This is a genomic window from Dactylosporangium sp. NPDC006015 (assembly GCF_040614215.1).
Lineage (GTDB): Bacteria > Actinomycetota > Actinomycetes > Mycobacteriales > Micromonosporaceae > Dactylosporangium > Dactylosporangium maewongense.
Genome location: NZ_JBEXUD010000035.1, coordinates 47253 through 70737, shown reverse-complemented (window position 1 = coordinate 70737; position 23485 = coordinate 47253). Strand labels below are relative to the sequence as shown.

The 23485-nt window shown below is 73.7% G+C and carries 18 protein-coding genes; 6 read left to right on the top strand and 12 right to left on the bottom strand.

What is annotated here, in order from left to right:
* Window positions 1-79: 79 nt before the first annotated feature.
* The gene (locus ABZ321_RS41585) at window positions 80-1675 is read right to left on the bottom strand and encodes a histidine kinase (RefSeq protein WP_354901218.1); all 1596 of its coding nucleotides are present in this window, start codon (window positions 1673-1675) and stop codon (window positions 80-82) included.
* Window positions 1676-2015: 340 nt separating this feature from the next.
* Here ABZ321_RS41585 and ABZ321_RS41580 point away from each other — a divergent pair, with 340 nt between their 5' ends.
* Together ABZ321_RS41580 and ABZ321_RS41575 are read left to right on the top strand one after the other, a co-directional pair.
* The gene (locus ABZ321_RS41580; protein ID WP_354901216.1) at window positions 2016-2462 is read left to right on the top strand and encodes a DUF6325 family protein; all 447 of its coding nucleotides are present in this window, start codon (window positions 2016-2018) and stop codon (window positions 2460-2462) included.
* A gap of 34 nt (window positions 2463-2496) precedes the next feature.
* Window positions 2497-2748, top strand: coding sequence for an SHOCT domain-containing protein (locus ABZ321_RS41575; protein ID WP_344508757.1), 252 nt, complete (start codon window positions 2497-2499; stop codon window positions 2746-2748).
* Between the two features lie 10 nt (window positions 2749-2758).
* On the opposite strand, the gene ABZ321_RS41570 is transcribed toward ABZ321_RS41575, so the two are convergent.
* The 9 genes from ABZ321_RS41570 to ABZ321_RS41530 all read right to left on the bottom strand — a co-directional run bounded on the left by ABZ321_RS41570 (window position 2759) and on the right by ABZ321_RS41530 (window position 13062).
* On the bottom strand, window positions 2759-4540 hold the full coding sequence (locus ABZ321_RS41570) for a glycoside hydrolase family 15 protein (protein ID WP_354901214.1): 1782 nt from the start codon (window positions 4538-4540) through the stop codon (window positions 2759-2761).
* Between the two features lies 1 nt (window position 4541).
* Window positions 4542-6245 carry a cytochrome c oxidase subunit I gene (gene ctaD, locus ABZ321_RS41565; protein WP_344508761.1) on the bottom strand — a complete coding sequence of 568 codons (1704 nt, stop codon included), beginning with the start codon at window positions 6243-6245 and terminating at the stop codon, window positions 4542-4544.
* Window positions 6238-7779, bottom strand: a complete 1542-nt coding sequence (locus ABZ321_RS41560; RefSeq protein ID WP_354901211.1) for a ubiquinol-cytochrome c reductase cytochrome b subunit — start codon at window positions 7777-7779, stop codon at window positions 6238-6240. The genes ctaD and ABZ321_RS41560 overlap by 8 nt, the downstream gene beginning before the upstream one ends.
* Window positions 7776-8195: a cytochrome c oxidase subunit 4 gene (locus ABZ321_RS41555; RefSeq protein ID WP_344508764.1), complete on the bottom strand. Its 420-nt coding sequence runs from the start codon at window positions 8193-8195 to the stop codon at window positions 7776-7778. Before ABZ321_RS41555 ends, ABZ321_RS41560 begins: the two co-directional genes overlap by 4 nt.
* Complete coding sequence (locus ABZ321_RS41550) at window positions 8185-8772, bottom strand: vitamin K epoxide reductase family protein (protein ID WP_354901209.1); 588 nt, start codon at window positions 8770-8772, stop codon at window positions 8185-8187. Before ABZ321_RS41550 ends, ABZ321_RS41555 begins: the two co-directional genes overlap by 11 nt.
* Window positions 8773-8974: 202 nt before the next feature.
* Window positions 8975-10000: an SDR family oxidoreductase gene (locus tag ABZ321_RS41545; protein ID WP_354901207.1), complete on the bottom strand. Its 1026-nt coding sequence runs from the start codon at window positions 9998-10000 to the stop codon at window positions 8975-8977.
* 152 nt (window positions 10001-10152) lie between these two features.
* The gene (locus ABZ321_RS41540; protein WP_354901205.1) at window positions 10153-10788 is read right to left on the bottom strand and encodes an NADPH-dependent F420 reductase; all 636 of its coding nucleotides are present in this window, start codon (window positions 10786-10788) and stop codon (window positions 10153-10155) included.
* Window positions 10789-11251: 463 nt separating this feature from the next.
* Window positions 11252-11914 (bottom strand): response regulator transcription factor, encoded by a 663-nt coding sequence (locus ABZ321_RS41535; protein ID WP_344508770.1) that lies wholly within the window; start codon window positions 11912-11914, stop codon window positions 11252-11254.
* A complete protein-coding gene (locus ABZ321_RS41530) occupies window positions 11911-13062 on the bottom strand; it encodes a histidine kinase (RefSeq protein WP_354901203.1) in 1152 nt (383 codons plus the stop codon). The genes ABZ321_RS41535 and ABZ321_RS41530 overlap by 4 nt, the downstream gene beginning before the upstream one ends.
* Before the next feature lie 232 nt (window positions 13063-13294).
* Here ABZ321_RS41530 and ABZ321_RS41525 point away from each other — a divergent pair, with 232 nt between their 5' ends.
* Together ABZ321_RS41525 and ABZ321_RS41520 are read left to right on the top strand one after the other, a co-directional pair.
* Window positions 13295-14002, top strand: coding sequence for a hypothetical protein (locus tag ABZ321_RS41525; protein ID WP_354901201.1), 708 nt, complete (start codon window positions 13295-13297; stop codon window positions 14000-14002).
* A 74-nt stretch (window positions 14003-14076) separates the two neighbouring features.
* Complete coding sequence (locus tag ABZ321_RS41520; protein ID WP_354901199.1) at window positions 14077-14667, top strand: hypothetical protein; 591 nt, start codon at window positions 14077-14079, stop codon at window positions 14665-14667.
* Here the strand turns inward: ABZ321_RS41520 and ABZ321_RS41515 are convergent.
* Complete coding sequence (locus ABZ321_RS41515; RefSeq protein WP_354901197.1) at window positions 14662-15087, bottom strand: hypothetical protein; 426 nt, start codon at window positions 15085-15087, stop codon at window positions 14662-14664. The two genes, ABZ321_RS41520 and ABZ321_RS41515, sit on opposite strands and share 6 nt — an antisense overlap.
* Window positions 15088-15173: 86 nt before the next feature.
* Window positions 15174-19184 carry a BTAD domain-containing putative transcriptional regulator gene (locus tag ABZ321_RS41510; protein WP_354901195.1) on the bottom strand — a complete coding sequence of 1337 codons (4011 nt, stop codon included), beginning with the start codon at window positions 19182-19184 and terminating at the stop codon, window positions 15174-15176.
* A gap of 155 nt (window positions 19185-19339) precedes the next feature.
* Between ABZ321_RS41510 and ABZ321_RS41505 the strand changes: the two genes are divergently transcribed.
* Both ABZ321_RS41505 and ABZ321_RS41500 read left to right on the top strand, forming a co-directional pair.
* A complete protein-coding gene (locus ABZ321_RS41505) occupies window positions 19340-21139 on the top strand; it encodes a serine/threonine-protein kinase (protein WP_344508949.1) in 1800 nt (599 codons plus the stop codon).
* Window positions 21136-23457: an FHA domain-containing protein gene (locus ABZ321_RS41500; RefSeq protein WP_354901193.1), complete on the top strand. Its 2322-nt coding sequence runs from the start codon at window positions 21136-21138 to the stop codon at window positions 23455-23457. Before ABZ321_RS41505 ends, ABZ321_RS41500 begins: the two co-directional genes overlap by 4 nt.
* The last annotated feature ends 28 nt before the right edge of the window (window positions 23458-23485 follow it).

Here is a 23485-nt window from a genome sequence, read left to right as displayed (position 1 = left end):
ACCACCCGATGCGGGTGACATCTCACCCGCGGCACGTGGGGTACGGCCGCGTCCGCTCCTGCCCGCGATCCGGACCTGGTCACGGTTCGCCGAGCGGGAAGTCGGCCTGCAGGCGGGTGCCCCGGCCGGCGGGGCTCTCGACGGTCAGCGTGCCGCCCAGCGCCTCGACCCGGTCGATCAGCCCGATGAGACCGGTGCCTCCCTTCGGGTCCGCGCCGCCGGCCCCGTCGTCGTTCACCGTCACGTGCAGGTAGCCACCTTGCGCGCAAACGACGACGTGGACGACCGTCGCCCTGGCGTACTTGACGGCGTTCGTCAGCGCCTCCGCCACCACGTAGTACGCCCCGACCTCGATCGGCTCCGGCTGCCGGCCCTCCACCTCCATCTCGAGGTCCACGGGGACGGCGCAGCGGCGGGCCAGCCCCTTGAGCGCCGGTCGCAGGCCGCCTTGCACGAGGATCGCCGGGTGTACGCCGCGGGAGAGCTCCCGCACGTCGTCGACGGCGCCGTTCAGCCCGTCCACGACGGCGGACAGGTCCTGACGCAGTTCCGCCAGCTCCGGCGGCACCGTCGTCTCGACCCGGCGCACCTCCAGGCCCAGCGAGAGGAGCCGCTGCTGCACGCCGTCGTGCAGGTCGCGTTCGAGCCGCCGGCGGGTCTCGTCGGCGGCGAGCACGAGCCGGGTCCGCGACGCGACGAGGTTGGCGCTCTCCACCAGCACCACCCCCTGCCGGATGATCAGCAGCACGATGACCATGGTCTCGGCGACGATCTCGGTGCCGTCCATCTCGACGCCCCGGGCGAGCTGCACGATCACCAGCACGCCCGTGCCGACGACCGGCACGTACGGCAGCATCATGTGGCCCCAGCGGGCCCGCGGGCGCACCGGCCAGTGCGGCATCTCCCGGACGGGCGTCAGCGCGGCGACCGCGATGAGCGCGTGCCCGGCGACGAACCCGGAGTTGGCCAGGGGCGACATGTTGCCCACGCCCCTGGTCACCGCATACGCGAACACGCTGTCCGACAACGACAGCGCGAACAGCCCGGCGGCGAGGACGACCAGCTGCGCCCGGTTCGGCGCGGCCGCCGTCGTCGCGACCAGCAGGACGATCATGATGGTCAGCAGCAGGTCGGTGACCGGGTAGGCGATCGCGACCGAGTACTCGAGCGTGGTGGCCGCACCGGCCCGCACCACCGCCCCGAGCGTGGTGGACCAGGTGAGCACAAACAGCGCACCCACGACGATGAGCCCGTCGAGCACCACCACCAGGCTCCCCCGGCGGCGCCACGCGGCGCCCTGCGCTGGCCGCTCGGCGGCCAGCGTGTAGACCGCCAGGAGCGCGAACACCGGCAGCGTGAGATACCCGGCGTCCGCGAGCGACGGGCTCGGCAGCACCTCGCCGTTGACCAGCCGGTACCAGGACCAGAAGAACTGCCCGATCATCCAGCCGCACGTCGCGGCGCCCATCCACACCCGCCACCACCGCTGACCGCCGGTGTGCCGGCGGGCGGTGAGCCAGCAGACGAGGGTCGCCGCGAGCGCCGCGGAGAGCTGCCCCGCGTCGTCGACGAACCGCGACCACCGCGGGGACAGCAGCCCCGAACTCCCCAGGCCGACGACGGCAGCCACCGACACAGCGGCGACGAGGAGCGAGGTCGACCAGGGTCTGCGCAACAAGGGGATGATCCTGACCAGAGGCGATCAGAACGACATTCGCTTTACGCTACCGCCCCCGCCCGACCGTCCGCCGCGCCTCGACCCGGCCCGCGCGCCGCACCCGTCCGGGCGACCCCTGCCGCCACCCCGGATTTCACCCGTGCCGCCGGACGGTGGACCGGCGCACGACGCGTCGGCCGGCACCCGCAGCGCCGTGAGCGACTGCCCAACCCCTAGAGCTTCCTAGGACAATAGATGGAACGGCATCGCACCCGCCGTCCGCGCGCCCCGCCGCACCCGGGCCGGTCATCCGGCGCGGGCGAGGCCGGCGCCCGGCGCGCGGCGGCACGGTTTCTGCATGCGGGATCTCGAGGACATGGGTCCGGTCGACTACCTGGTGGTGGAGTTCCCCGACGGCCGGGTGACCGGCGAAGGGCTGCCGCTGCTCGTCGACCTCGTCGAACGCGGCATCATCAGGATTCTCGATCTCGTCTTCGTCAGGAAGCGCGGCGACGGCACGGTCGAAGGGCTGGAACTGACCGACGTCGACCACGACGGCAAGCTGGACCTGCTGATGTTCGAGGGCGTCACGACCGGGCTGGTCGACGCCGAGGACCTCGCCGACGCCGCCGACGTCCTCAACCAGGGCAGCGTGGCGGCCATCCTCGTGTACGAGAACCGGTGGGCCGCACCACTGGCCACAACGCTGCGCCGGGGCGGTGGCCAGCTCGTCGCCGGCGGACGGATCCCGGTGCAGGCACTGCTCGCGGCCGTCGAGCGCGTCGACACCGAAGTCAGCCGATAGCTCAGCCGACAGTTCAGCCGATAGGAGGCCGACCATGCCAGGACTGCTTCGCGGCATCGCCCGCACCACCGTGGTCGCCGGCACCGCGACCGCCGTGTCCAACCGGGTCTCCCGGCACCAGGCCGGCCGGTGGGCGGCGCAGGACCAGCAACAGGCCGCCTACGCTTCCGGGGACGACACGTCCGACCGGCTCGCGCAGCTCCAGCAGCTCGGTGCGCTCAAGGCGCAGGGCGTGCTGACCGAGGCCGAGTTCGAGCAGCAGAAGGCCCGGATCCTCAGCACCTGACCACACCTCTTCAGCCCGTCGGATCGGGCAGCGTCGCGGCGGTCTCGAGGAGCAGGGCGTGCACGAACGCCTGGGGCAGGTTGCCGCGCAGCTGCCGCTGCCGGACGTCGTACTCCTCCGCATAGAGGCCCGGCGGGCCGCAGGCCGCGCGGTTGCGTTCGAACCAGCGGGCGGCGGCGACCGGGTTGCCGGCCTGCTGCTCGGCCAGGGCCATGCCGTAGCCGCACAGCAGGAACGCGCCCTCCGCACCGCCGAGCGGCGCGTCGTCGGCCCGGAACCGGTACACGTAACCGTCTTCGGTGAGCTCGGCCCGCACGGCGGCGAGCGTGGCGGCGGTGCGGGGATCGCCGGGCGGCACGGCGCCACGGATCCCGGGGAACAGCAGGGCGGCGTCGACGCGCGGGTCGTCCGGTGCGCGCTGCCACCGGCCGGTCGGGTGCAGGCAGGTGGCCTGCGTGTCGGCCAGGATGGACCCGGCCAGGTCGCGCCAGCGCGCGGCCGTGGGTCCGGTGACCGCGCCGGCCGCGCGCAGGAGCCCGGCGACGCAGGTGAGCCGGGAATGGGTCCAGGGCCGCGGATGCAGCTCCCAGATGCCGGCGTCCGGATCGCGCCACCGCCGGGCGATGGTGTCGGCGGCCAGGTGCAGGGCCCGGCGGCCGTCGGCGTCGAGCCGGTCCCGGCGGGCCGCCACGGTCAGCAGGAGCAGCGCCTCGCCGAACGCGTCGAGCTGGAACTGCCCGTTGACCCAGTTGCCGGTGCGCACCGGCGCCCCCGGATAGCCGGGCAGGAAGGCGAGGTCCCGTTCGTCCGGCACCGGCCGGCCCGACCCCGCCACGTAGGCGGGCGCCAGTGCCGGCCCGTCGGTCAGCAGATGCTGCGAGACGAAGCGCACGGCCGCGTCGAGCAGCCCGTCGGCGCCCGCCGCGGCGGCGGCATGCCCGGCGTAGGACTGGTCGCGGATCCAGGCGTAGCGGTAGTCGTAGTTGCGGCCGGCCTCGGCCCGCTCCGGCAGCGAGGTCGTGGCGGCGGCGACCATGCCGCCCTCCGGGGTGGTCAGCCCGTGCAGGACCGCGCAGGCGTGCCGGGCGTCCCGGCCGGAGAAGCCGTCCACCGGGGTGGGCACGGCCGCCTGCCACGCCGCCGCCGTGGCGGGCCACAGCTCGTCCGCCTCGGGCGCCGGCCCGGTGAACGGCCGGGTCGACAGCTGCAGCATGAGATCGTGGCGGCCGCCGGGCGGCAGGCGCAGCTCGCCGTGCAGGACGCCGGAGGCGTCGGGCCGTGCCTGCGGGGCGCCGTGCCAGCGCACGTACAGGTCGCCGGCGCGCCCGGCCCACCCGTGCTCGTCGCGGGTGAGGTCGCGCAACGGCTGCCGGCCGAACCCGGCGCACACGTCCAGCAGCAGCCGCACCACCGCGTCGCCGCGGATCGCCGCCACCCGCCGCAGCAGGGTCAGGGTGTGCGGCGCGCCGGGCAGGGCGAGGGCCTCGCGGCTGTGGATGATCGCGTCGGTGGTGATCCAGCGGCTGGTCCAGATCAGGGTGCCCGGCTCGTAGAACCCGCCCCACACGAACCGGTCGTCGGCCGGGGCGACCGCATAGACGCCCGGGCCGCCGAGGAGGCTGGTGAAGACGGCGTCCGACTCCCAGGCCGGCGCGCACAGCCAGGCCACGTCGCCGCGCGGGCCGATGAGCGCGCCGCGGCGGCCGTCGGCCAGCAGGGCGTACTGCCGCAGCACCTGCGGTGCGGAGACGCCGTCGGCGCGGCGTGGCGGCGCACCGTGAACGGCGGTCATGTCATGCCTCCTTGCCGGAGGGGTCCGGGCTGCCGTGGTCACGGCCGGCGAGCTCGCCGTGCACGGCGTCGAACACCGGACGGACGGAACGGATGCGCGGCAGGCTCCTGAAGTTGTGCCGCGGCGGCGGGCAGGTGGTGGCCCACTCGAGGGAGTTGGTGTAGCCCCACGGGTCGTTGCCCTCGACGCGGCGGCCGAACCGGTAGGAGGACCACAGGTTGTACAGCAGCGGCAGCATCGACAGCCCCAGGATGAGCGCGCCGATGCTGGAGATGGTGTTGTAGACCGTGAAGCCGTCGGTGGGCAGGTAGTCGGCGTAACGGCGGGGCATGCCGCGGGTGCCGAGCCAGTGCTGGACCAGGAACGTGGTGTGGAACCCGACGAACGTCAGCCAGAAGTGCGCCTTGCCGAGGCGCTCGCCGAGCATCCGGCCGGTGATCTTGGGGAACCAGAAGTAGACGCCGGCGAACGCGGCGAAGACGATCGTGCCGAACAGCACGTAGTGCATGTGGGCGACGACGAAGTACGTGTCGGAGACGTGGAAGTCCATCGGCGGCGAGGCGAGCAGCACCCCGGAGAGGCCGCCGAAGAGGAACGTCACCAGGAAGCCCAGCGACCACAGCATCGGCGTCTGGAACGTCAGCTGGCCGTGCCACATGCTGCCGATCCAGTTGAAGAACTTCACGCCGGTGGGCACGGCGATCAGGTACGACACGAACGAGAAGAACGGCAGCAGCACCTGCCCGGTGACGAACATGTGGTGCGCCCACACGCTCATGGACAGCACGGCGATCGCGATGGTGGCGCCGACGAGACCCTTGTAACCGAAGACCGGCCGGCGGGAGAAGACCGGCAGGATCTCGGTGATGATGCCGAAGAACGGCAGGGCGACGATGTACACCTCCGGATGGCCGAAGAACCAGAAGAGGTGCTGCCACAGCATCGCCCCGCCGTGCGCGGGGTCGTAGACGTGCGCGCCGAACTTGCGGTCCGCCTCGAGCGCGAGCAGGGCCGCGGTGAGCACGGGGAACGCCATGAGCACCATCAGCGCGGTGATGAAGATGTTCCACGTCAGGATCGGCATCCGGAACATCGTCATCCCGGGCGCCCGCAGCGTGATGACGGTCGTGATCATGTTGACCGCGCCGATCACCGTGCCGACGCCGGCCACCACCAGGCCCATCGTCCACAGGTCGCCGCCCACGCCGGGCGAGTGCACGTGGCTGTTGAGCGGCGAATAGGCGAACCAGCCGAAGTCCGCGGCCCCGCCCGGGGTGGCGAACCCGGCGACGGTGACGATGCCGCCGGTCAGGTACAGCCAGTACGCGAGGGCGTTGAGCCGCGGGAACGCGACGTCGGCGGCGCCGATCTGCAGCGGGACCAGGTAGTTGCCGAACCCGAACAGCAGCGGGGTGGCGAACAGCAGCAGCATGATCGTGCCGTGCATGGTGAAGAGCTGGTTGTACTGCTCCGGCGACAGCAGCTGCAGGCCGGGCCGGGCCAGCTCGGCCCGCATCAGCAGCGCCAGCACCCCGCCGATCACGAAGAAGCCGAACGACGTCACGAGGTACATGACCCCGATCTGCTTCGCGTCGGTGGTCGCCAGCGCCTGCACGACCCGCGACCCGGGCACGGTGCGGCGCAGCGGCCCGGGCAGCCTCGGGGTGTGCACCGGGTCGATCGGCAGCACCGAACGGTCACTCATCGGCGGACCTCTCCAGCTCCCGCTGGGCGGGCCTCTCCAGCTCCCGCTGGGCGGCCCCGACGCGTTGCATGCGCTTCGGCACCACCCAGCCGGCGTACGGCAGCGGCAGCTGGTCGGCGGCGGCGAGCGGCTGCTCGATCTCGCGGTACTCCCCGTCCGGGGTGCGGATGACCACACCGGTCTCCATCCCGTGGGCGAGCCGCTTGCGGTCCTGCTGCTGGAACCCCAGGCAGAGCCGGCGGGTGACCGCGAAGGCGAGCGCCGGCAGCAGCAGGGCGCCGATGCGCCCGGCCCAGACCAGCGCGTTGAGGCTGAGCTGGAACTTGTCGGCGATGAGGTCGTTGGCGGCCGACACGGTCAGCACCAGGTAGAAGGTGCCGGCCATGGCGGCGACCGCGGTACGGGTCGGCGCGTCACGGGGACGCTGCAGCAGGTTGTGGTACTCCTCGCCGCGGTGCCGCCACGCGTGGCCGAGCGGGTAGCCGATGGCGAGCATGGTCAGGACCCCGGGCAGCACGACGCCGGGCCAGAAGACCGGCGACAGGGTGTAGCCGAAGGCCCGCACCTCCCACGGCGGCATGAGCCGCAGCGCGCCGTCGAGGAACATGACGTACCAGTCGGGCTGGCTCGCCGAGGACACCACGGCGGCCTCGTACGGGCCGAACAGCCACACCGGGTTGATCTGCACCAGCCCGCCGAGCGCCGCGACGGCGGCGAAGACGATGAGCGCCAGCCCGGTGGAGCGACCGGCGAACCCGGGCACCATCCGCTCGCCGACGACGTTCGCGCCGGTGTGCCGCACCCGCGGCCACTGCGTGTGCTTCTGCTTGACGATCAGGCCCAGGTGCACGCTGATGAGCGCGACGAGCGCCCCGGGGACCAGCAGGACGTGGACGATGTACAGGCGGCCGACGATGACCTCGCCGGGGAACTCGCCGCCGAACAGCGAGGTGGACGCCCAGGTGCCGATGACCGGCAGCGACTCCACGATCGAGGCGGCGATGCGCAGGCCCGTGCCGGACAGGCCGTCGTCGGGCAGCGAGTAGCCGGCGAAGCCCTCGACGAAACCGAGCCAGAACATGATGATGCCGATGACCCAGTTCGCCTCGCGCGGCTTGCGGAAGGCGCCGGTCAGGAAGATCCGGGCCATGTGCACGACGATCGCCGCCATGAACAGGTTCGCCGACCAGTGGTGCATCTGCCGCAGCAGCAGCCCGCCGCGGATGTCGAAGGTGATGCGCAGCGTCGAGTCGTAGGCGGCGGACATCGGCATCCCGCGCAGCGGCACGTAGGAGCCGTCGTAGGTGACCTGCCGCATCGACGGGTCGAAGAACAGCGCCAGCATGACCCCGGTCAGCACCAGCATCACGAACGAGTACAGCGCCAGCTCGCCGAGCATGAACGACCAGTGGTCCGGGAAGACCTTGTGCACCGCCCGGCGCAGCGGCGTGGCCGCCTGGAACCGCTCGTCCACCGCCCGGGCCGCGCGGGTGGCCTTGGGCGGCTGGCGCGGCCGGCGCGGCCGGCGGCTCACCGCGACTCCGGGGCGCCGGCGTAGAACTCCAGCACCAGACCGGTCGTGGCCAGCAGCGCGCCGATCGTGGCGGCGCCGGCCAGCCACCACTGGCTCAGCGCGATGCCGACCGCCGCGCTGGCCACCGCGACGGCGATGCCGAACGGCCAGAACCCGGGCGGCGCGAAGAAGCCGACCGGGCCGGCACCGTCGGCGATCTCGGCGTCGGGCCGGTCCTCCGGGCGCGGCGGGATGCGCCGGGCGACCAGCCAGAAGTAGCTGCCGCAGATCAGGCTCAGCACGCCGGACAGGCCCAGCGCGATGCCGCCGGTCAGCTCCGGGTGGGCGGCGCCGCTGCCGGTCCACCACAGGTAGACGACCGACGCGGTCAGCAGGAACCCGGCGATCACCCCGAACACCTTGAACTCAGTGCGCACCCACGACTCCTCCGCGCAGCGCCGTCACCCAGGACCGCCCGTACCGGCGAGCGCGGCGCAGCTGCCGCCACACCGCGACCACCTCGTCGGCGACGAGCAGGGCGACGCTCACCGAGATGCCCGCCGTGACCAGGCACAGCGTGCAGAACGCGCCGACCACGAAGGCCTGCATCGCCACCAGGAACAGCGCGGCCACCGCCATGCCGCCGGCGACCAGCCCGAGCAGCACCACCAGCCACGGCCGCCGCCACCACCGGGTCGTGCCGCCCGACAGCTCGAGCACGAACTCGGCCGCGAACGCCGCGGCGCCGAGCGCGGCGTCGTGCACCGGCAGCGCCCGGGAGAAGCCGGACTCCAGCACGCGGATGCTGCCGTCGCCGAACCAGGGCTCCCACACCGCCGGCACCAGGCCGTACTGGAAGAACGCCAGCCGCAGCGAGACCAGCATCCCGGCGCAGGCGAGCACGGCCACGGCCGCGCGTCGCGGCCACGCCGACGGCCCGTCGACCGCGCGCCGCCACCACCACGGCGTCGACGCGCGGCGGTGGAGCAGGCCGGCGTTCGCGCCGGGAGTCATGCGGTGCCTCCTTCCGCTGTCGTTTGTGTGTCAGGCCCGTCTTGTGTCTTTGGGTGTCAGGCCCGTCTCGTGTCTTTGGGTGTCAGGCCCGTCTCGTGTCTTTGGGTGTCAGGCCCGTCTCGTGTCTTTGCGTGTCGGGTCCGTCTCGTGTCTTTGCGTGTCGGGTCCGTCTCGTGTCTTTGCGTGTCGGGTCCGTCTTGTGTCAGGCCCGGCGGCGGGCCAGCCAGACGGCGGCGCCGGCGGTCGCCGCCGCGCCGCACGCCGCGGCGAGAAGGCCGTGGTGCTGCGACGCCCAGAGCTGCGGGCTGCGCGCATGCGCGACCTGGTCGAACGAGCCGTGGGCGCCCTGGTCGGTGCCGGGCGCCGCGTCGGCGGGCTGCCACAGGTTCGGCCGCAGCCTGGCCGCGCGCTCGCCGGTCTGCTGCGAGTCGTAGCCGGTGCGGGCCAGATAGCGGTCCAGCAGCCCCGGCGCGACCTTGTTGCCCAGCAGCGTGCCGACGGTCGACCCGCCGACCCAGTACTCGCGGCGCTGCGGATGGTCGGCGGCGTACAGCACGGCGCGGGCGGCGATCTCCGGCTGGTAGATCGGCGGGACCGGCTTCGGGTGGCGGCGAAGGCGCGACAGCACCCAGTCGAACTGCGGCGTGTTGACCGCCGGCAGCTGCACCATCGTGACGCGGACGCGGCTGCGGTCGTGCAGCAGCTCGCAGCGGACGGACTCGGTGAAGCCTTGAATGGCGTGCTTGGCGCCGCAGTACACACTCTGCAGCGGGATGCCGCGGTACGCCAGCGCCGACCCGACCTGCACCACGGCGCCCCGGTCGCGGGGCAGCATCTGCCGCAACGCGGCGCGGGTACCGTTGACGTACCCCAGGTAGGCGACCTCGGTCGCGCGCTGGAACTCGTCCGCGGCGACGTCGACGAAGGGCGCGAAGACCGACGAGAACGCCACGTTGACCCACACGTCGATCTCGCCGAGCTCGTCCTCGACCCGGTCCGCGGCCGCCTGCACCGCGTCGTTGTCGGCGACGTCGACCTCGATCGGCAGGGCGCGGCCACCGGCGGCACGGACGTCCTGCTCGGCGCCGGCCAGCCCGTCCTCGCCGCGTGCCAGCAGCGCGACCGCGTCACCGCGCGCCGCGAACGCCCGGACGGACGCCCGGCCGACTCCCCCGCTCGCCCCGGTCACCACGATCACGCGCTGACCGTCCCGTGTCGCCATCCCCACCGTCCTCCTTCCCGCCCGCCACCTGCCGTCCAGGCAGGTGCAGCCAGGCCCCCGCTACCCATGCGGACCTCGGCTAACCTGCAATCGCCGACCCGATCGACATTTCGCGCCGACCCACCCCGCCGCGCCGCGCCGCCCGTGGTCCGGCAGGTTCAGGCGGCCTCGACGCCGATCCGGGCGCGCAGTTCGTCGGCCTCCAGATCCGCGGTGTAGACCTCCGTCCCGGGCTGGTACTTGCGACCGCCCTCGACGAGCGGCCCGGCGTCGACCGGTTCGAAGCCGATCTCTTCGACGAGGTCGAGGACCCGCCACTTGGCGTCCGGGTCGTCGCCGGAGACCGGAATGCCGTACCGGAAGTTCGACCCGGCCGAGTGGCCGTAGTCGCGCAGGTGGTCCCAGCGCATCGCGTTGAACGCCTTGACCACGTGCGCCCCGGCGAGGTGCCGCTGCATCAGCTCGCTGCTGGTCACGTCGCCGCGCTCCAGCTCCGCGTCGTGCCCGTCCCGCTCAGGGACGTAGTTGGTCGCGTCGACCACCGTCCTGCCGGCCAGCGCATCGGCGGGCAGGTCCTCGAACTGGCAGAACGGCACGGCGACGATCACGACGTCGCCGTAGCGGGCCGCCTCCTCGACGGTGACGGCGTGTGCGTGACGGCCGAGCTGATGCTCGAGGTCGCGCAGGGTGTCCGGCCCCTGGGAGTTCGCGATGGCGACGTCATTGCCGGCCGTGACGTACAGGTGAGCCAGCGTGGAGCCAACCTTGCCGGCGCCGATCACACCGATCTTCATACCTGCCGCCTACCCGCTGCCGGCCCGTTCACGCGACAGACCGTCACGGGAGGTCGGACCGCCCGCAGGTGTCGGTCCGCCTGATGGCACATCGCACTGGCGCGGATTGCACTCTCGCCGCTGCCGACCGGCCGGCGCTCTCACGGCGGATCACACCCACCCCGGCGACGCCCGACGCACGATCGTCCCCGGATTCCCCCGACGGAAGGTCAGCGGCGTCCGGCGGCAACGATCCCATCGATGCGAACTGCCGACCCGATCGACCTGGAACGCAGGGCCCTGCTGCTGCCCGCGCGGACGGGTCCTACTGCTGCCCGCGCGGACGGCCAGTCAAACCGATGCCGCCGCCTCGCCAGACGCCCGTCAACCAGCCCCGGAGCCGGGACGGCCGACCCGTCCACCGACGTCGCCGCCGGGGCGGGCGGCCCGTCCACCCACGTCGCCGCCGGGGCGGGCGGGCCCGTCAGCCGGTGTCGTCGCCGGGACGGATCAGGCCGCTCTCGTAGGCGAACGCGATCGCCTGGGGACGGTCGCGCAGGCCGAGCTTGTCCAGCGCCCGGCCGAGGTGCGTCTTCACGGTCGTCTCGCCGAGGAACAGCCGCGCGGCGATCTCGGCGTTGGACAGCCCCCGGCCGACCAGCGCGAGCACCTCCGCCTCGCGCCCCGTGAGCCGGTCCAGGGCCGGCGCGCGAACCGGCGCCTGCGGTGCGCGCGCGTAGCCGCCGATCACCCGGGGCACCACCGCCGGATCGATCAGCCCGCGCCCGGCGGCGACCTCCCGCAGCGCGTCGAGCAGCTGCTCGGGCGGCGACACCTTGAGCAGGAACCCCGCGACGCCCGCACGCAGCGCACCGTCCAGCAGCACCTCCTCGTCGAACGTGGTCAGCACGAGCACCTTGACCCCGGGGTGCGCCTCGGCGATCGCCCTTGCCGCCCCGATGCCGTCGAGCCCCGGCATGCGGGCGTCCATGAGGACCACGTCGGGGCTGAGCGCGGCGACGGCCTGGACCGCCTCGTGACCGTCCGCGGCCTCCCCGACGACCTCGAGGTCGGGCTCGTCGGAGATGAGCATGCGCAGGCCCGCCCGCACGATCGCCTCGTCGTCCGCCAGCAGCACCCGGATCATCGTGTCTCCTCGCCGAGCGGAAACCGCGCGTACACCTCGAAACCACCATCGGCGCGGGGACCGGTCCGCAGCTCACCGTCGAACATCGCGACCCGCTCCCGCATGCCGACCAGCCCGTGCCCGCCGCCCGGGGACGGGCCCGGTGCGGCGCCGCCCCGCCCGTCGTCGGCGACGCGGAGGCTGACGGCCGCCGGCTCGTACGTCACGACCACCGTGGCGGACCCGGCCTCGGCATGCCGCAGCGTGTTGGTGAGCGCCTCCTGCGTGACGCGATAGGCGGAGACGTCCAGCGCCACCGGCAGCTGCACCGGCTCCCCCTCGACCCGCAGCGTGACGTCCAGCCCCGCGGAACGGAGATGACCGACCAGGTCGTCGAGCCGGCGCAGCGACGGTGGCGGGGCGAGGCCGTCGCTGTCGTCGGGGCGCAGCAGCCCGACCACCCGCCGCAGCTCCGTCACCGAACGCCGGCCGAGCTGCTCGACCTGGACCAGCACGTCGCGCTCGGCGGGACGGTCGCCCAGCCGGCGGCGCACCACGCCGACCTGCATCGTCATGACGCTGACCGTGTGCGCCACCGCGTCGTGCAGCTCGCGGGAGATGCGTGCCCGCTCCTCGTCGACGGCCGCACGGGCCCGGTTCTCGCGCTCCGCGTCGAGCTGGGCGGCCAGCATCGCGAGCTGCCGGGAGCGCGCCTGCTCGCGGCGCAGCAACGTCCCGAGCCCCCAGGCGGCGCCGATCAGCGTGCCGAAGAACACGAACTCCCACGCGCCCTCGCCGCTCCAGACGAGCAGGGCGGCCGGCACCACCGCGGCGGCGACCGACGCGACGAGCGCCCGCCGCGGCGGGCTCCGGAACGTGGCATGGACGACGAGCACCAGCTCCGCGATGAGCTGGGCGCCGCCGACCCCCGGTCCCCCGATCAGGATCGCGTAGGGGAACGACAGCATCGCCACGGTCATCGCGGCGACCGGGAACCACGCGGCGAGCGGGAAGCACAGCGCCAGGACCACGACCGTCGCGACCGCGGCCAGGCGGGTGTCCGTGGCCCGCGGGTCGCTATAGGCCTCGACGAGCGCGAGGGCGGCGAACAGCACGCCGGCGACCCCGCCGACGACCAGCCACTGCCGCTGACTCCGTGGAACGCGCACCGGGGCCTCCTCTCGCCCCCGACGGTATCGAGCGCGCGGCCACGGCGGCATCAGATCCAGGGACGACATCGCCGGCCCGGGGGTCCTCCCCGGGGAGGACCCCGGGGCCCGCCGGTCGCCCCGAGGTCGCAGCCGGAGCGGCCCTGCACGCCGATCCGCCGGGCGTCGCACCGCCATAGCGTTTGCATCACGCCGAACACCGGCGCTTGCAACCCCGAGAGGATTCAGTGCGATGTCCGATAACGTCACCACCACCACCACCACCACCACCAGCACCAGCACCACGCCGGCCCCGCTGCGCCGGCTTGCCGGCGGCGCCCTCGTCCTGGCCCCGTTCCTCATGTTCGGCGGCATGCTCACCTCGCCGCCGCAGGCCGACGACTCCTCCGCGGCGTACCTCAGCTCCCTCGCCGACGACTACGGCCTGTCCGTCCTGTCGGCGAACCTCCTCCACTACGCCTGGGTGCTCATCGCGCTCGGCGTGCCGGCGACGCTGACCCTGCTGCGCGGCCGACGCGGCCGGACCCTCACCGCCGTCGGGGTCGCCCTGACGACGTTCGGCGCGATCCAGATGTCGGGCATGCTGCTGTCGGACTGGTTCACCGGCGCGATGCCCGGCGCCGTCCCGCTCGCCGACGCGGTCAAGGTCTTCGACACCGTGGCCGCCGACCCCTCGATGGTCCTGTGGCGCCTCACCGGCGTCGTCGGCGGCGTGGTCATGCTGCCGCTGCTCCTGGCCGGCCTGGCCCGCGCCGGCGTGGTCGGCTGGTGGACCGTGCCGGTGATCCTCGTGCCGTTCATCGCCGCCGCCATGCTCCCCGCCGTCGTCGGCGCCGTGGTCGCCCTGGCCTGCTACGCGCCGCTCATGCTCCTCGGCGCCCGCCTGGTGCGCCGCACGTCCCCCGACGTCGTCCAGGCCGAGGCCCTCGCGACGGCCTGACCCCATGCCCACCACGCAGCAGTGGACGGCGAAATCGCCGTCCACCGCCAGCCGGTCTGCGGTAGGAAGGCGATGTGAACCAGGACGAGCCGGTGGACCCCCACCTCGTGGCGGAGACATGGAGCAGGCGCTGGCCTGAGTGCCGGCCGATCGCGCACGAGTTGACGTTCGCGTACAACAACCGGTGGGTCAGGTTCCACAGCCTCCCCGGGTCGAAGCGGTACCCCGACACCGAGTCTGAATACGCCGTCGTGCTCCACCGGCACAACACCGTGCTGGACGAGCTCGACATCCGAGGTCCGCTCCTTGTCATCACCGCCGACTGGACCGACGCCGCCGGCACGTCCTTCGACCTCCGCCAGACCCGGGCCCGGCTGGCCGCCGACGGCGTCCACTGGCAAACGGTCCTCGAAGACCCCGAACACCCGGCTTACACCCAGCTGCACATCAGCACACGGCCATGGAAGACCGGCATCGTCGACGACATCCTGCGCGCTGTCGCGGACGACGAGCTCGGCGGAGTGATCCTCGCCCCGGCCGACCTCCGCTGGCTGTATCACCCGTACGACGGCGGCGCCGACGTCATCCTGCCGACACCGGCGGAACGCGACACACTCGAAGAACGTCACCGGACCTGGCTGTCGGCGGATCCGTCCGGTCTATGAGCGACCACCACCCGGCCGGAGCCGCCACACCCCCACCCAGAGCCCGGCCGCGACGAGCGCTGTGACGATCGGAAGCGGGCCGGGGCTGGGGCCGCCGGTCTCGCGCACCTTGGTGCACGGGTCCGACGCCGAGTAGTGCAGCCGGGAGGTCCCGCCGGCGTGCACGTCGCGTGGCTTCGGGTTGGAGCCGGAGTCCACCTGGGTCGAGCAGACCCGCCCGGCCGCGTCGAACCGGACGTCGTAGACCCGGCGGCCGGAGGAGATGTTCCGGACGCCGACCACCTCGGCGTCGACCACGCCTCCCCGCGCCTCGTCGATGGAGAGCCACCCGTCGAGAAGGCTGACGAACGTGAGGACGACGGCACTGACCAGGAGCCAGGCGCGCCGCCGGCGCCGGTCCCGGCGGTTCGGGATGTACATGCCGCCTCCTCCGACCGTGGAGCGTGGACCGTTCCGGACATTGTCCGGTTCCGGCCAGGTGATCCACACGCCGGATCGCTCAACGGCTACAGCCAGCCGCGTTTCGCCGCGGCGGCGCCGGCCTGGAAGCGGCTGTCCGCGCCGAGCACCTTGAGGATCGCGCCGACGTGGCGGCGTACGGTCCGGACGGCGGTGCCGGTGCGGTGGGCGATGGCCTCGTCGGTGAGGCCGGCGGCCAGCAGGCGGAGCACCCTGCGCTGGGCGCCGGTGAGCCCGGCGTCGTCCGCCCCGCCGCCGACCACCGTGCTTCCGGGGTCGTGCCACAGCAGGTCGAACCACTCGGCGAGCAGTTCGAGCAGGGGCCCCGAGTGGATGTGCAGCGCGCCGGCCATGCCGGTCGCGTCGATGGTCACCAGGGCGACCGTGTCGTCGACGTGCATCATCTTCACCGGCATGTGTTTGCGTACCTTGGCCTGCTCGCCGGCCAGCACGGACTGCTCGACGCTGTACGCGCCCCAGGGGTCCGACACGTGGATCGCGTCGTAGATCATGCGGAACTCGACCCCCGCGGCGACGGCGTCCGCCGGTGGGAGCAGGACCCCGTGCGTGGGGGCGCCGTCGACGAACTGGCCGTTCAGCGTCGCGCGGAGCAGGCGTTTCGGTGACCGGTACAGCCCCGACGCGAGCCGCGCGACCTCGGGGTAGTCGCGGATGACGCGGACGTTGTCGTCGTCGATCGGGCTGTCGGCCAGACCGGCCGTCGGCGACATCATGCCGGCGAACTGCTCCCAGGCCGTGCCCAGCTGCCGCTGCATCACCGCCAGCTTGCGATGCTGGCGGTCGAGCAGCCGGCGCAGCGCGATGGAGGGATGCACCGCACGGGCGAACCGGCCGTCGCCGCTGCCGGTGATGTTGATGACCCCGGCGTCCAGCAGCTCCCGCCCCGGGCCCTCGTCGAGGTCCAGCATGCCCGGCCGGTGACCGACGGGCAGCTGGGACGCCGCCAGGAGCCGGCCGAAGGCCGCGGCCGCCTCGTCGCTGACCATCCCGGACAGGAGCCCGGACCAGCCGTCGCCGGGTCCGGGATCGGTGCTGGAAACCGCACGCGCCGCCGGCCGCTCCTGGTCGGTACCGGAGATCCCGGCGAGGAACGGTGGAAGGCGCAGCACGGCGTCGCCGACGTCCAGCCCGGCGACGACCGAGCGCCATTGCCGGTGGTAGGCGGCCGCCGCGGCGTGGTCACCGGAGGCCGCCGAGACCCGTTCGAGGCGGGCCGCCGCGCGGGCGATCTGCGGCGCCGCGCCGATGCGACGCCAGATGTCCAGCGCCTGGCGCAGCGGGCCGGCCGCCTCCGCCCAGCGTCCCTCGGCGGCGGCCAGGTCACCCGTGGCACGCAACGTCTCGGCGAGGCCGTCGGGGCGCCCGGCCTGCTGGTGGCCGGCCAGCGCCCGGCCCAGCCTGGCCGCGGCCCCGGTCCACCGCCCCTGCCGGAGGTCCGCGTCGGCGAGTGCCTGCTCGAGGTACGCCGTGCCCAGGTCGTCGCCCATCTCCTGGCTGGTCCGCAGCGCCGCGGCCAGCACCGGCTCCGCGTCGGCGGGCCGTCCGGCGTCGATGAGCGCCAAGCCGAGGTGGTACCGGACGAGGGCGAGCTGCAGCGACCGGTCCGCCACGCCGTCGACGGCGAGCGCCTCCTCCAGCAGCGCCACGGCGGTGACGGCGTCGCCCGCCTCCCAGTTCGCGAAGCCCAGACCGTCCAGGGCGTCGCAGAGCGGCCAGCCGGGGACCGCCCGGGCGCGGGCCGCCGCCACCGCCTGCTCCAGCCAGTCGAACGCGTCGCCGAACCGCCCGAGGCGCACCGCGGCCATGCCGGCGTTGCGCAGCGACCGCACCTCGAGCTCCGGGTCACCGAGCCGGCGCGCCACGCTCAGCTGCTCGGCCGCGATGGCCGGCAGCTGGGAGTACTCGTCGCGGTGCAGGTGGGCGTCGTACAGGCCGCCGAGCAGGCGGGCGAGGAGCCGGTCCGATCCGAGCGAACGGACACACGCCGTCGCCTGCTGGAGCGTGTGTTCCCAGTCGTCGGCGTAGGACCGGTTGCCGAGGAACCCCGACAGGCTCAGCGCGAGCCCGCCGGCGATGCCGGGCAGACCTGACCGGCATGCCTGGTCGACCCCGGCGACCAGCCCGGCGCGCTCGGTCTCGAACCAGTCGAGCGGGCCGGCCCGCATGGCGCGGGCGCCGCTGCCGGGCGGCGGCGGGACCTCCAGGTCAGCTCCGCCCGCGTGGTGGCCGAGCAGCTCACCGGCCTCGGTGGCCAGCGCGAGCCAGCCGTTGAGCAGCCGTTCCAGCGCCTGGCTCCGCTCGGCCGGCGCCTCGTCGGACGTGCCGCGCTCGTGGGCGTACTCGGCGACCAGCTCGTTGAGCCGGTACCGCTCCTGCCCGGTCACGTCCCGGCCGAGCGGCTCCACCAGGTGGACGTCCGCGAGCTTGTCGAGCAGCGCGCGGGCCCGCTCGCCCGGCGCGTCGAGCAGCGCCTGTGCGACCCACTCCGGCCAGTCCGCCGTGCCGAGCAGGCCGGAGCGCACGAAGAGCTTCCGGGTGTCGGCCGGCAGCGCCTCGTAACTCAGCGCGATCGTCGCCCGGACGTCGAGGTCGCCGACCGCCAGCTCGTCCAGCCGGCCGCGCTCCGTCGCCAGGCGCCGCCGCAGCTCGTCGAGGCCGGCGTCGGGCCGCAGCGCCAGCCGTGCGGCCACGATGCGCACGGCCAGCGGAAGCCCGCCGCACAGGCGCACGATCTCCTTCGCGGCCTGCGGCTCGGCGGCGATCCGCGCGTCGCCGACACCGCCGGCGAGGAGCTGGATCGCGTCGGCGGTCCGCAGCGCCGGCACCAGGAAGCGGGCCGCGTTGAGCAGCGCTCCCAGCTGCCGCCGCGAGGTCACCACGGCGGCGCCCGCCCCGGGCAGCAACGGCCGCACCTGGGCCTCGTCCGCGGCGTCGTCGAGCACCACCAGCATCCGGCCGCGCGCGAACTGGCTTCGGTACAGCGCGACGCGCTCGTCGGGGTCCCTGGGCAGGTCGGTGCCGTCGACGCCCAGCGCCCGCAGGAACCGCTCCAGGACCCGGTACGGTTCCGCCGGCGTGTCCTGGCTGCCGCGGAGGTCGGCGTACAGCTGCCCGTCCGGGAACGCCCGCGCCAGCCGGTGACCGGCCGCCAGGGCCAGTCCGCTCTTGCCGACCCCGCCGGGCCCCACCAGCAGCACCACCGTGGAGGCCTCGGCGTCGTCGGAGAGTTGCCCGGCGATCTGGTCGAGCAGCGGGCCGCGACCCGTGAGCGCGGCCGCCCGGGGAAGCTGCCGCGGCACCGGTGGCCCGGCCGGCGCGGCCCCGCCCGTCTGGCGTCCCCACAGGATCTGCCGCTCCGTGTCGCGCAGCGACGGTCCCGGCTCCACGCCGATGTCGTCGACGAGACGCCGGTACGCGCGCCGGTAGACGGCGAGCGCGTCGGCGCGGCGGCCCACACCGGCCAGCGCCAGCATCTGCCCGCGGTAGAGCCGCTCGGCGTACGGGTTCTCGGCGACGAGCGGCTCGACCTCGCGCAGCACGGTGTCGTAGTCCTCGAGCGCCAGCGCGGCGTCCAGCTTCGCCTCGGCCGCGGCGAGCCGCTCCCGGTCCAGCGCCTCGCGGACCTCGCCGGAGGACGCGTCGGCGAGGTCCGCGAGGGCCGGGCCCCGCCACAGCGACAGCGCCTGGTCCAGCGCCGCCACGACGGTGGCGTGGTCGCCCGCCGCGGCCGCGGCACGGGCCCGCTCGGTGAGGCCACGGAACTCCGCGACGTCCAGGCGGTGCGGCCCCAGCCGCAGCAGGTATCCGGTCGGCCTGGTCTCGATGAGCGAGGTGTCGATGACACGGTACCGGCGCCGCAGCCCGCTGATGAGGTTGTGCAGCTGCGCCCTCGCGGATCCCGGCGGCTGCTCCCAGAGCCGGGCGATGAGCTCGTCGATGGGGATCAGCCGCTCGGCGTTGATCAGCAACGTGGCGAGCACCAGCCGCTCCCGTCCGCTGCCGCCGGGCAGGAGCCGCCCGGCGTCCCGGACTTCCATCGGTCCTAGCAGCGCAAACTCCACCGGCCATTGATATCAAACGGGACACCGGCCCTCTAACAAGCCGCTAACAAGTGATCGATGCCGGCGGCGAATCGTCCCTAAACTGGCGGCCGTTGCCCAGGGCCGCAAAAGAATGGTGTGGATTGGTGTCGATGGAGGGGGGCCCGGGTCATGCCGGCCCGGCCGACGCGCTCGACCGGTATGAGCTCGTGCAGCGGCACGCCGCGGGCGGCGAGGGCGAGGTGTGGCTGGCTCGTGAGCACCACGGCGCCGAGTCGTTCCCGTACGCCGTGAAGGTGATCCGGATCGACGACGACTCGGTCGCGGACCGGCAGCTGGAGGAGCTGCGGCTGCAGGCGGCGCTCGCCACGCAGCTGGAGCATCCGGCGCTGGTGAAGGTGAAGGAGGTCTTCCTCGGCCCGCCGCCGCACCCCGCCGGTCAGGGCGCCTCCGCCACGGGACGCCGGCTCTACTTCGTGATGAAGTGGATCGAGGGCCGCAACCTGCAGGAGGCGCTGGAGCGCGGCGAGGTCCAGGGCCTCGACGTGCTGGCGCCGCTGGAGCCCGTCGCCGAGGCGATCGACTACCTGCACAGCGGGCAGGACACCAACGGCGCCCCGGTGCTGCACCGCGACATCAAGCCCGCGAACGTCCTGCTCGCCGCCGACGGCCGGGTCTACCTGGTGGACTTCGGGCTGGTGCGCCTGCGCGGCACCGACCGGACCTCGCGGATCTTCGGCACCGCTCCGTTCATGGCGCCGGAGTCGCTGGCCCGCGGCGAGTACAGCCCCGCGACCGACCGGTACACGCTGGGCGCGACCGTCTACTACGCGCTGACGGGCGAGGCGCCGATCCCCGGCGACGTACAGGGGATGACGCAGCGGCTGACGTCGGCGCTCGGGCCGGGGAAGGACCGGGAGGCGCGCGGCATCCTCGCGATGCTCGCCGCGCAGCCCGACGCGCGCCCGGCCAGCGCCGCCCGCTGGATCCGCGCCCTGCGGATGCCGCCACCGGAGACGACCGCCGGCACTGCGCAGCTCCCGACACAGCTTCCGGCGCCGGTCTCGGCGCCACCGCCACCGCCGACGACCACGGCCGCGTCCCCGCCCGGATACCGGCTGCCGCCCGGCTCCTTCGCCGGCCCGGCACCGCAACCGGTGAGCTACCCGATGCCGCCCGGCAGCCTCGGCGGGGCGCCGTTCCCACCGGCCGCCGGTGGCTACCTCGGTGCCCCACCGCCGAAGCAGGGCGGCGCCAAGGCGCCGCTGATCATCTTCGGCGCGATCCTGTTGCTCGTCGTCGCTTGTTGTTTCTCCGCCTACAAGTTCGGGGCGGATCTCACCGACACCACCGGTCAACCGGGATCCGGTGGCGGTGCCGGCGCCAGGCCCACCCGGTCGTTCGACAAGAGCAAGCCCCCGCCGCCGGTGACGGAGCTGCGCTCGGCGCTGGTCTCGGTCGGTGACATCACCACGGTGATGCGCGCGTCGCGCGACACGGTCAACTCGAGGTCCGACGAGAACTATCTCCAGGGTGGGCTGTCCAGCCTGAAGCTGTGCGCCGACGGCGCGGTGGCCGGGGACGCCATCGCCGGTTCCGAGACGAACAACTTCAAGGTCACAGGCGCCGAGGGCTACCCGTTCGTGGGCTCGGCCGTCGCCGGCTTCTTCGGTGACGAGGCGAAGGTCTTCTTCGCCTCGCTGCGCAGCACCGCCGCCCGGTGCGGGTGGACGGAGATGCAGACCACGAAGCTCGGCGACGAGACGCTCGGGATCTTCAGCGACAACGGGAGCGCCAAGCTCGCCATCGTGTTCGTCCGCAGCGGTCAGGCGGCCATCGAGGTGGTGGTGACGGGGCAGACCTTCATGGACCTCGTGCACGGCAGCTACCAGTCGGACGCGATCCAGCTCGCCACCGCGATGGCGAAGCGACTCCCGAAGAGCGGCCCATGACCGCCGGTGCCCTCCTGATCGGCTCAGCGGACGGCGAGCGTCGCATCGCGCCGGCGGAGACGGTGCTGCGGATCGGCCGGGACCCGCTGTGCCGGATCGTCGTCGACGACCCCCGGGTGTCCCGGGAGCATGTCGAGGTGGTCCTCCGCACCGACGGTTGGTGGCTGCGGGACCTGGGCAGCCACAACGGCACCTACGCCGGCGGCGTCCGGGTCGACGAGCTCGACCTGGCCCGGCCCTGCCAGGTGCGGCTCGGCGCCGCCGACGGCCCGTCGCTCACCCTGCGCCCGGAGCCGGTCCCGGGTGTGCCGCCGCCGACGGTCACGGCGGCGAACCACCCGGCGACCGCCGCATCCGGGCCGCGGTTCGAGGCCGGCCGGGTGCCGTCCGCGATCCACCGGGCCGCGCACCGCACCAGGATCGGCCGCGCCCCGGACAACGACATCGTGCTCGACGACCTGCAGGTGTCGCGGTATCACGCGGACCTGCTGCGGACGCCGGACGGGCTGCGGCTCGTCGACCTCGGCACCAGCAACGGCACGTTCGTCAACGGCCGGCGGATCGCCGAGGCGGACCTGCGCCCCGGCGACCTGCTGTCGTTCGGGCGGCACCAGCTCGTCGTCGACGGCACGCAGCTGCGGGAGTACGTCGACACCGGAAGGGTCTCGCTGCACGTCGACGGGTTGGGCGTCACCGTGGCGGGCGGCCGCCGGCTGCTCTCAGGCGTCGGTTTCGCGCTCGACGAGTGCAGCCTGCTCGCCGTGGTGGGCCCCAGCGGCGCCGGCAAGTCGACCCTGCTGGGCGCGTTGACCGGGTACCGCCCGGCGAACGAGGGCGCGGTCGTCTACCAGGGCCGCGACCTGTACGCCGAGTACGACGACCTGCGCCAGCGGATCGGCCTGGTGCCGCAGGACGACATCCTGCACCTGGCGCTGACCGTCCGCCGGGCCCTGCGGTTCGCGGCGGCGCTGCGCTTCGGCTCCGACGTCACGAGCGCGGAGCGGGAGCAGCGGATCGACGAGGTGATCGGCCAGCTCGGCCTGACCGCGCAGGCGGACCAGCGGATCGAGACGCTCTCCGGCGGCCAGCGCAAACGCACCTCGGTCGCGCTGGAGCTGCTCACCGAGCCGTCGCTGCTGTTCCTCGACGAGCCGACGTCCGGGCTCGACCCCTCGCTGGACCGGGACGTGATGGTGAGCCTGCGGGACCTCGCCGACCGGGGCCGGACCGTCGTCGTGGTCACCCACAGCCCGCTGCACCTCAACGTCTGCGACCGGGTGCTGGTCCTCGGGCGGGGCGGCAAGGTCGCCTACTTCGGCCCGCCCGGCGAGCTGCTGCCGTTCTTCGGCGTGCAGGAGTACGCCGACGTCTTCAAGCAGGTGTACGACGACCCCGACGGCTGGGCGGCGCGGTTCGCCGCGCGGGTGACGCCCCGGCCCGCCGCCGCCGCACCGGTCGTGCCCTCGACGCCACCGGCCCAGGCACCACCGGCCCGGCAGGGCTGGTGGCGGCAGCTGACGATCCTGACCCGGCGGATCGCCGCCGTCACCCTGGCCGACCGGATGTACGTGGCCCTGCTGCTCGGGCTGCCGCTCGGCCTCGCCGCGCTGCTGCACGTGATCCCCGGCGACGACGGGTTCGCCGTGCCGGGCGACCCGCTGGCGCGCGGGACGGAAGCGTCCCAGCTCCTCGTCGTGCTCATCGTCGGCGCGGTGTTCTTCGGCCTGGCGGGCGGCGTCCGGGAACTGGTCCGGGAGCGCCCCATCTACCGCCGGGAACGGGCCGTCGGGCTCGCGCCGGGCGCGTACCTCGGCTCGAAGGTGCTGGCGTTCGGCGTCGTGAACGGGGTACAGGCGGCGCTGTTCGTGCTCGTCGGTCTCGCCGGACGGCCGGGTGCCCCCGAGGCGCTCGCGCTGCGCTGGCCGCTGCTGGAGCTGATCGCGGTGGTCTGGCTGACCGCGCTGGTCGCGACCGTGACCGGCCTGCTGGTCAGCGCGTACGTCTCCTCCGGCGAGCAGACGATGCCCATCCTGGTCGGGCTCGTGATGGCGCAGCTGGTGCTCTGCGGCGGGCTGTTCGAAGTGGTCGGCCGCTCGGGTGTCGAGCAGCTGTCGTGGCTGGCACCGTCCCGGTGGGGGTACGCCGCCGCGGCGGCCACCGTCGACCTCCGCTCGCTGGTGGTGAACCCGAGCACGGACGCGCTGTGGAAGCACACCGCCGCGGCGTGGTGGTGGGCGATGGGCGTCCTCGCGCTGCAGGGTGTGGCGCTCACCGGCGCGGCCAGGTGGGCGCTGCGGCGCCACGAGCCGGGCCGCTGAGCACCGGGATCTGGAAAGGCTGGAGGAA

Excerpts from the sequence above, each read along its gene's own strand:
- ABZ321_RS41580 (WP_354901216.1), top strand. The coding sequence starts at position 2,016 with ATGCGGGATCTCGAGGACATGGGTCCGGTCGACTACCTGGTGGTGGAG.
- ABZ321_RS41575 (WP_344508757.1), top strand. The coding sequence starts at position 2,497 with ATGCCAGGACTGCTTCGCGGCATCGCCCGCACCACCGTGGTCGCCGGC.
- ABZ321_RS41570 (WP_354901214.1), bottom strand. The coding sequence starts at position 4,540 with ATGACCGCCGTTCACGGTGCGCCGCCACGCCGCGCCGACGGCGTCTCC.
- ctaD (WP_344508761.1), bottom strand. The coding sequence starts at position 6,245 with ATGAGTGACCGTTCGGTGCTGCCGATCGACCCGGTGCACACCCCGAGG.
- ABZ321_RS41550 (WP_354901209.1), bottom strand. The coding sequence starts at position 8,772 with ATGACTCCCGGCGCGAACGCCGGCCTGCTCCACCGCCGCGCGTCGACG.
- ABZ321_RS41540 (WP_354901205.1), bottom strand. The coding sequence starts at position 10,788 with ATGAAGATCGGTGTGATCGGCGCCGGCAAGGTTGGCTCCACGCTGGCT.
- ABZ321_RS41535 (WP_344508770.1), bottom strand. The coding sequence starts at position 11,914 with ATGATCCGGGTGCTGCTGGCGGACGACGAGGCGATCGTGCGGGCGGGC.
- ABZ321_RS41525 (WP_354901201.1), top strand. The coding sequence starts at position 13,295 with ATGTCCGATAACGTCACCACCACCACCACCACCACCACCAGCACCAGC.
- ABZ321_RS41515 (WP_354901197.1), bottom strand. The coding sequence starts at position 15,087 with ATGTACATCCCGAACCGCCGGGACCGGCGCCGGCGGCGCGCCTGGCTC.
- ABZ321_RS41510 (WP_354901195.1), bottom strand. The coding sequence starts at position 19,184 with ATGGAAGTCCGGGACGCCGGGCGGCTCCTGCCCGGCGGCAGCGGACGG.
- ABZ321_RS41505 (WP_344508949.1), top strand. The coding sequence starts at position 19,340 with ATGGAGGGGGGCCCGGGTCATGCCGGCCCGGCCGACGCGCTCGACCGG.
- ABZ321_RS41500 (WP_354901193.1), top strand. The coding sequence starts at position 21,136 with ATGACCGCCGGTGCCCTCCTGATCGGCTCAGCGGACGGCGAGCGTCGC.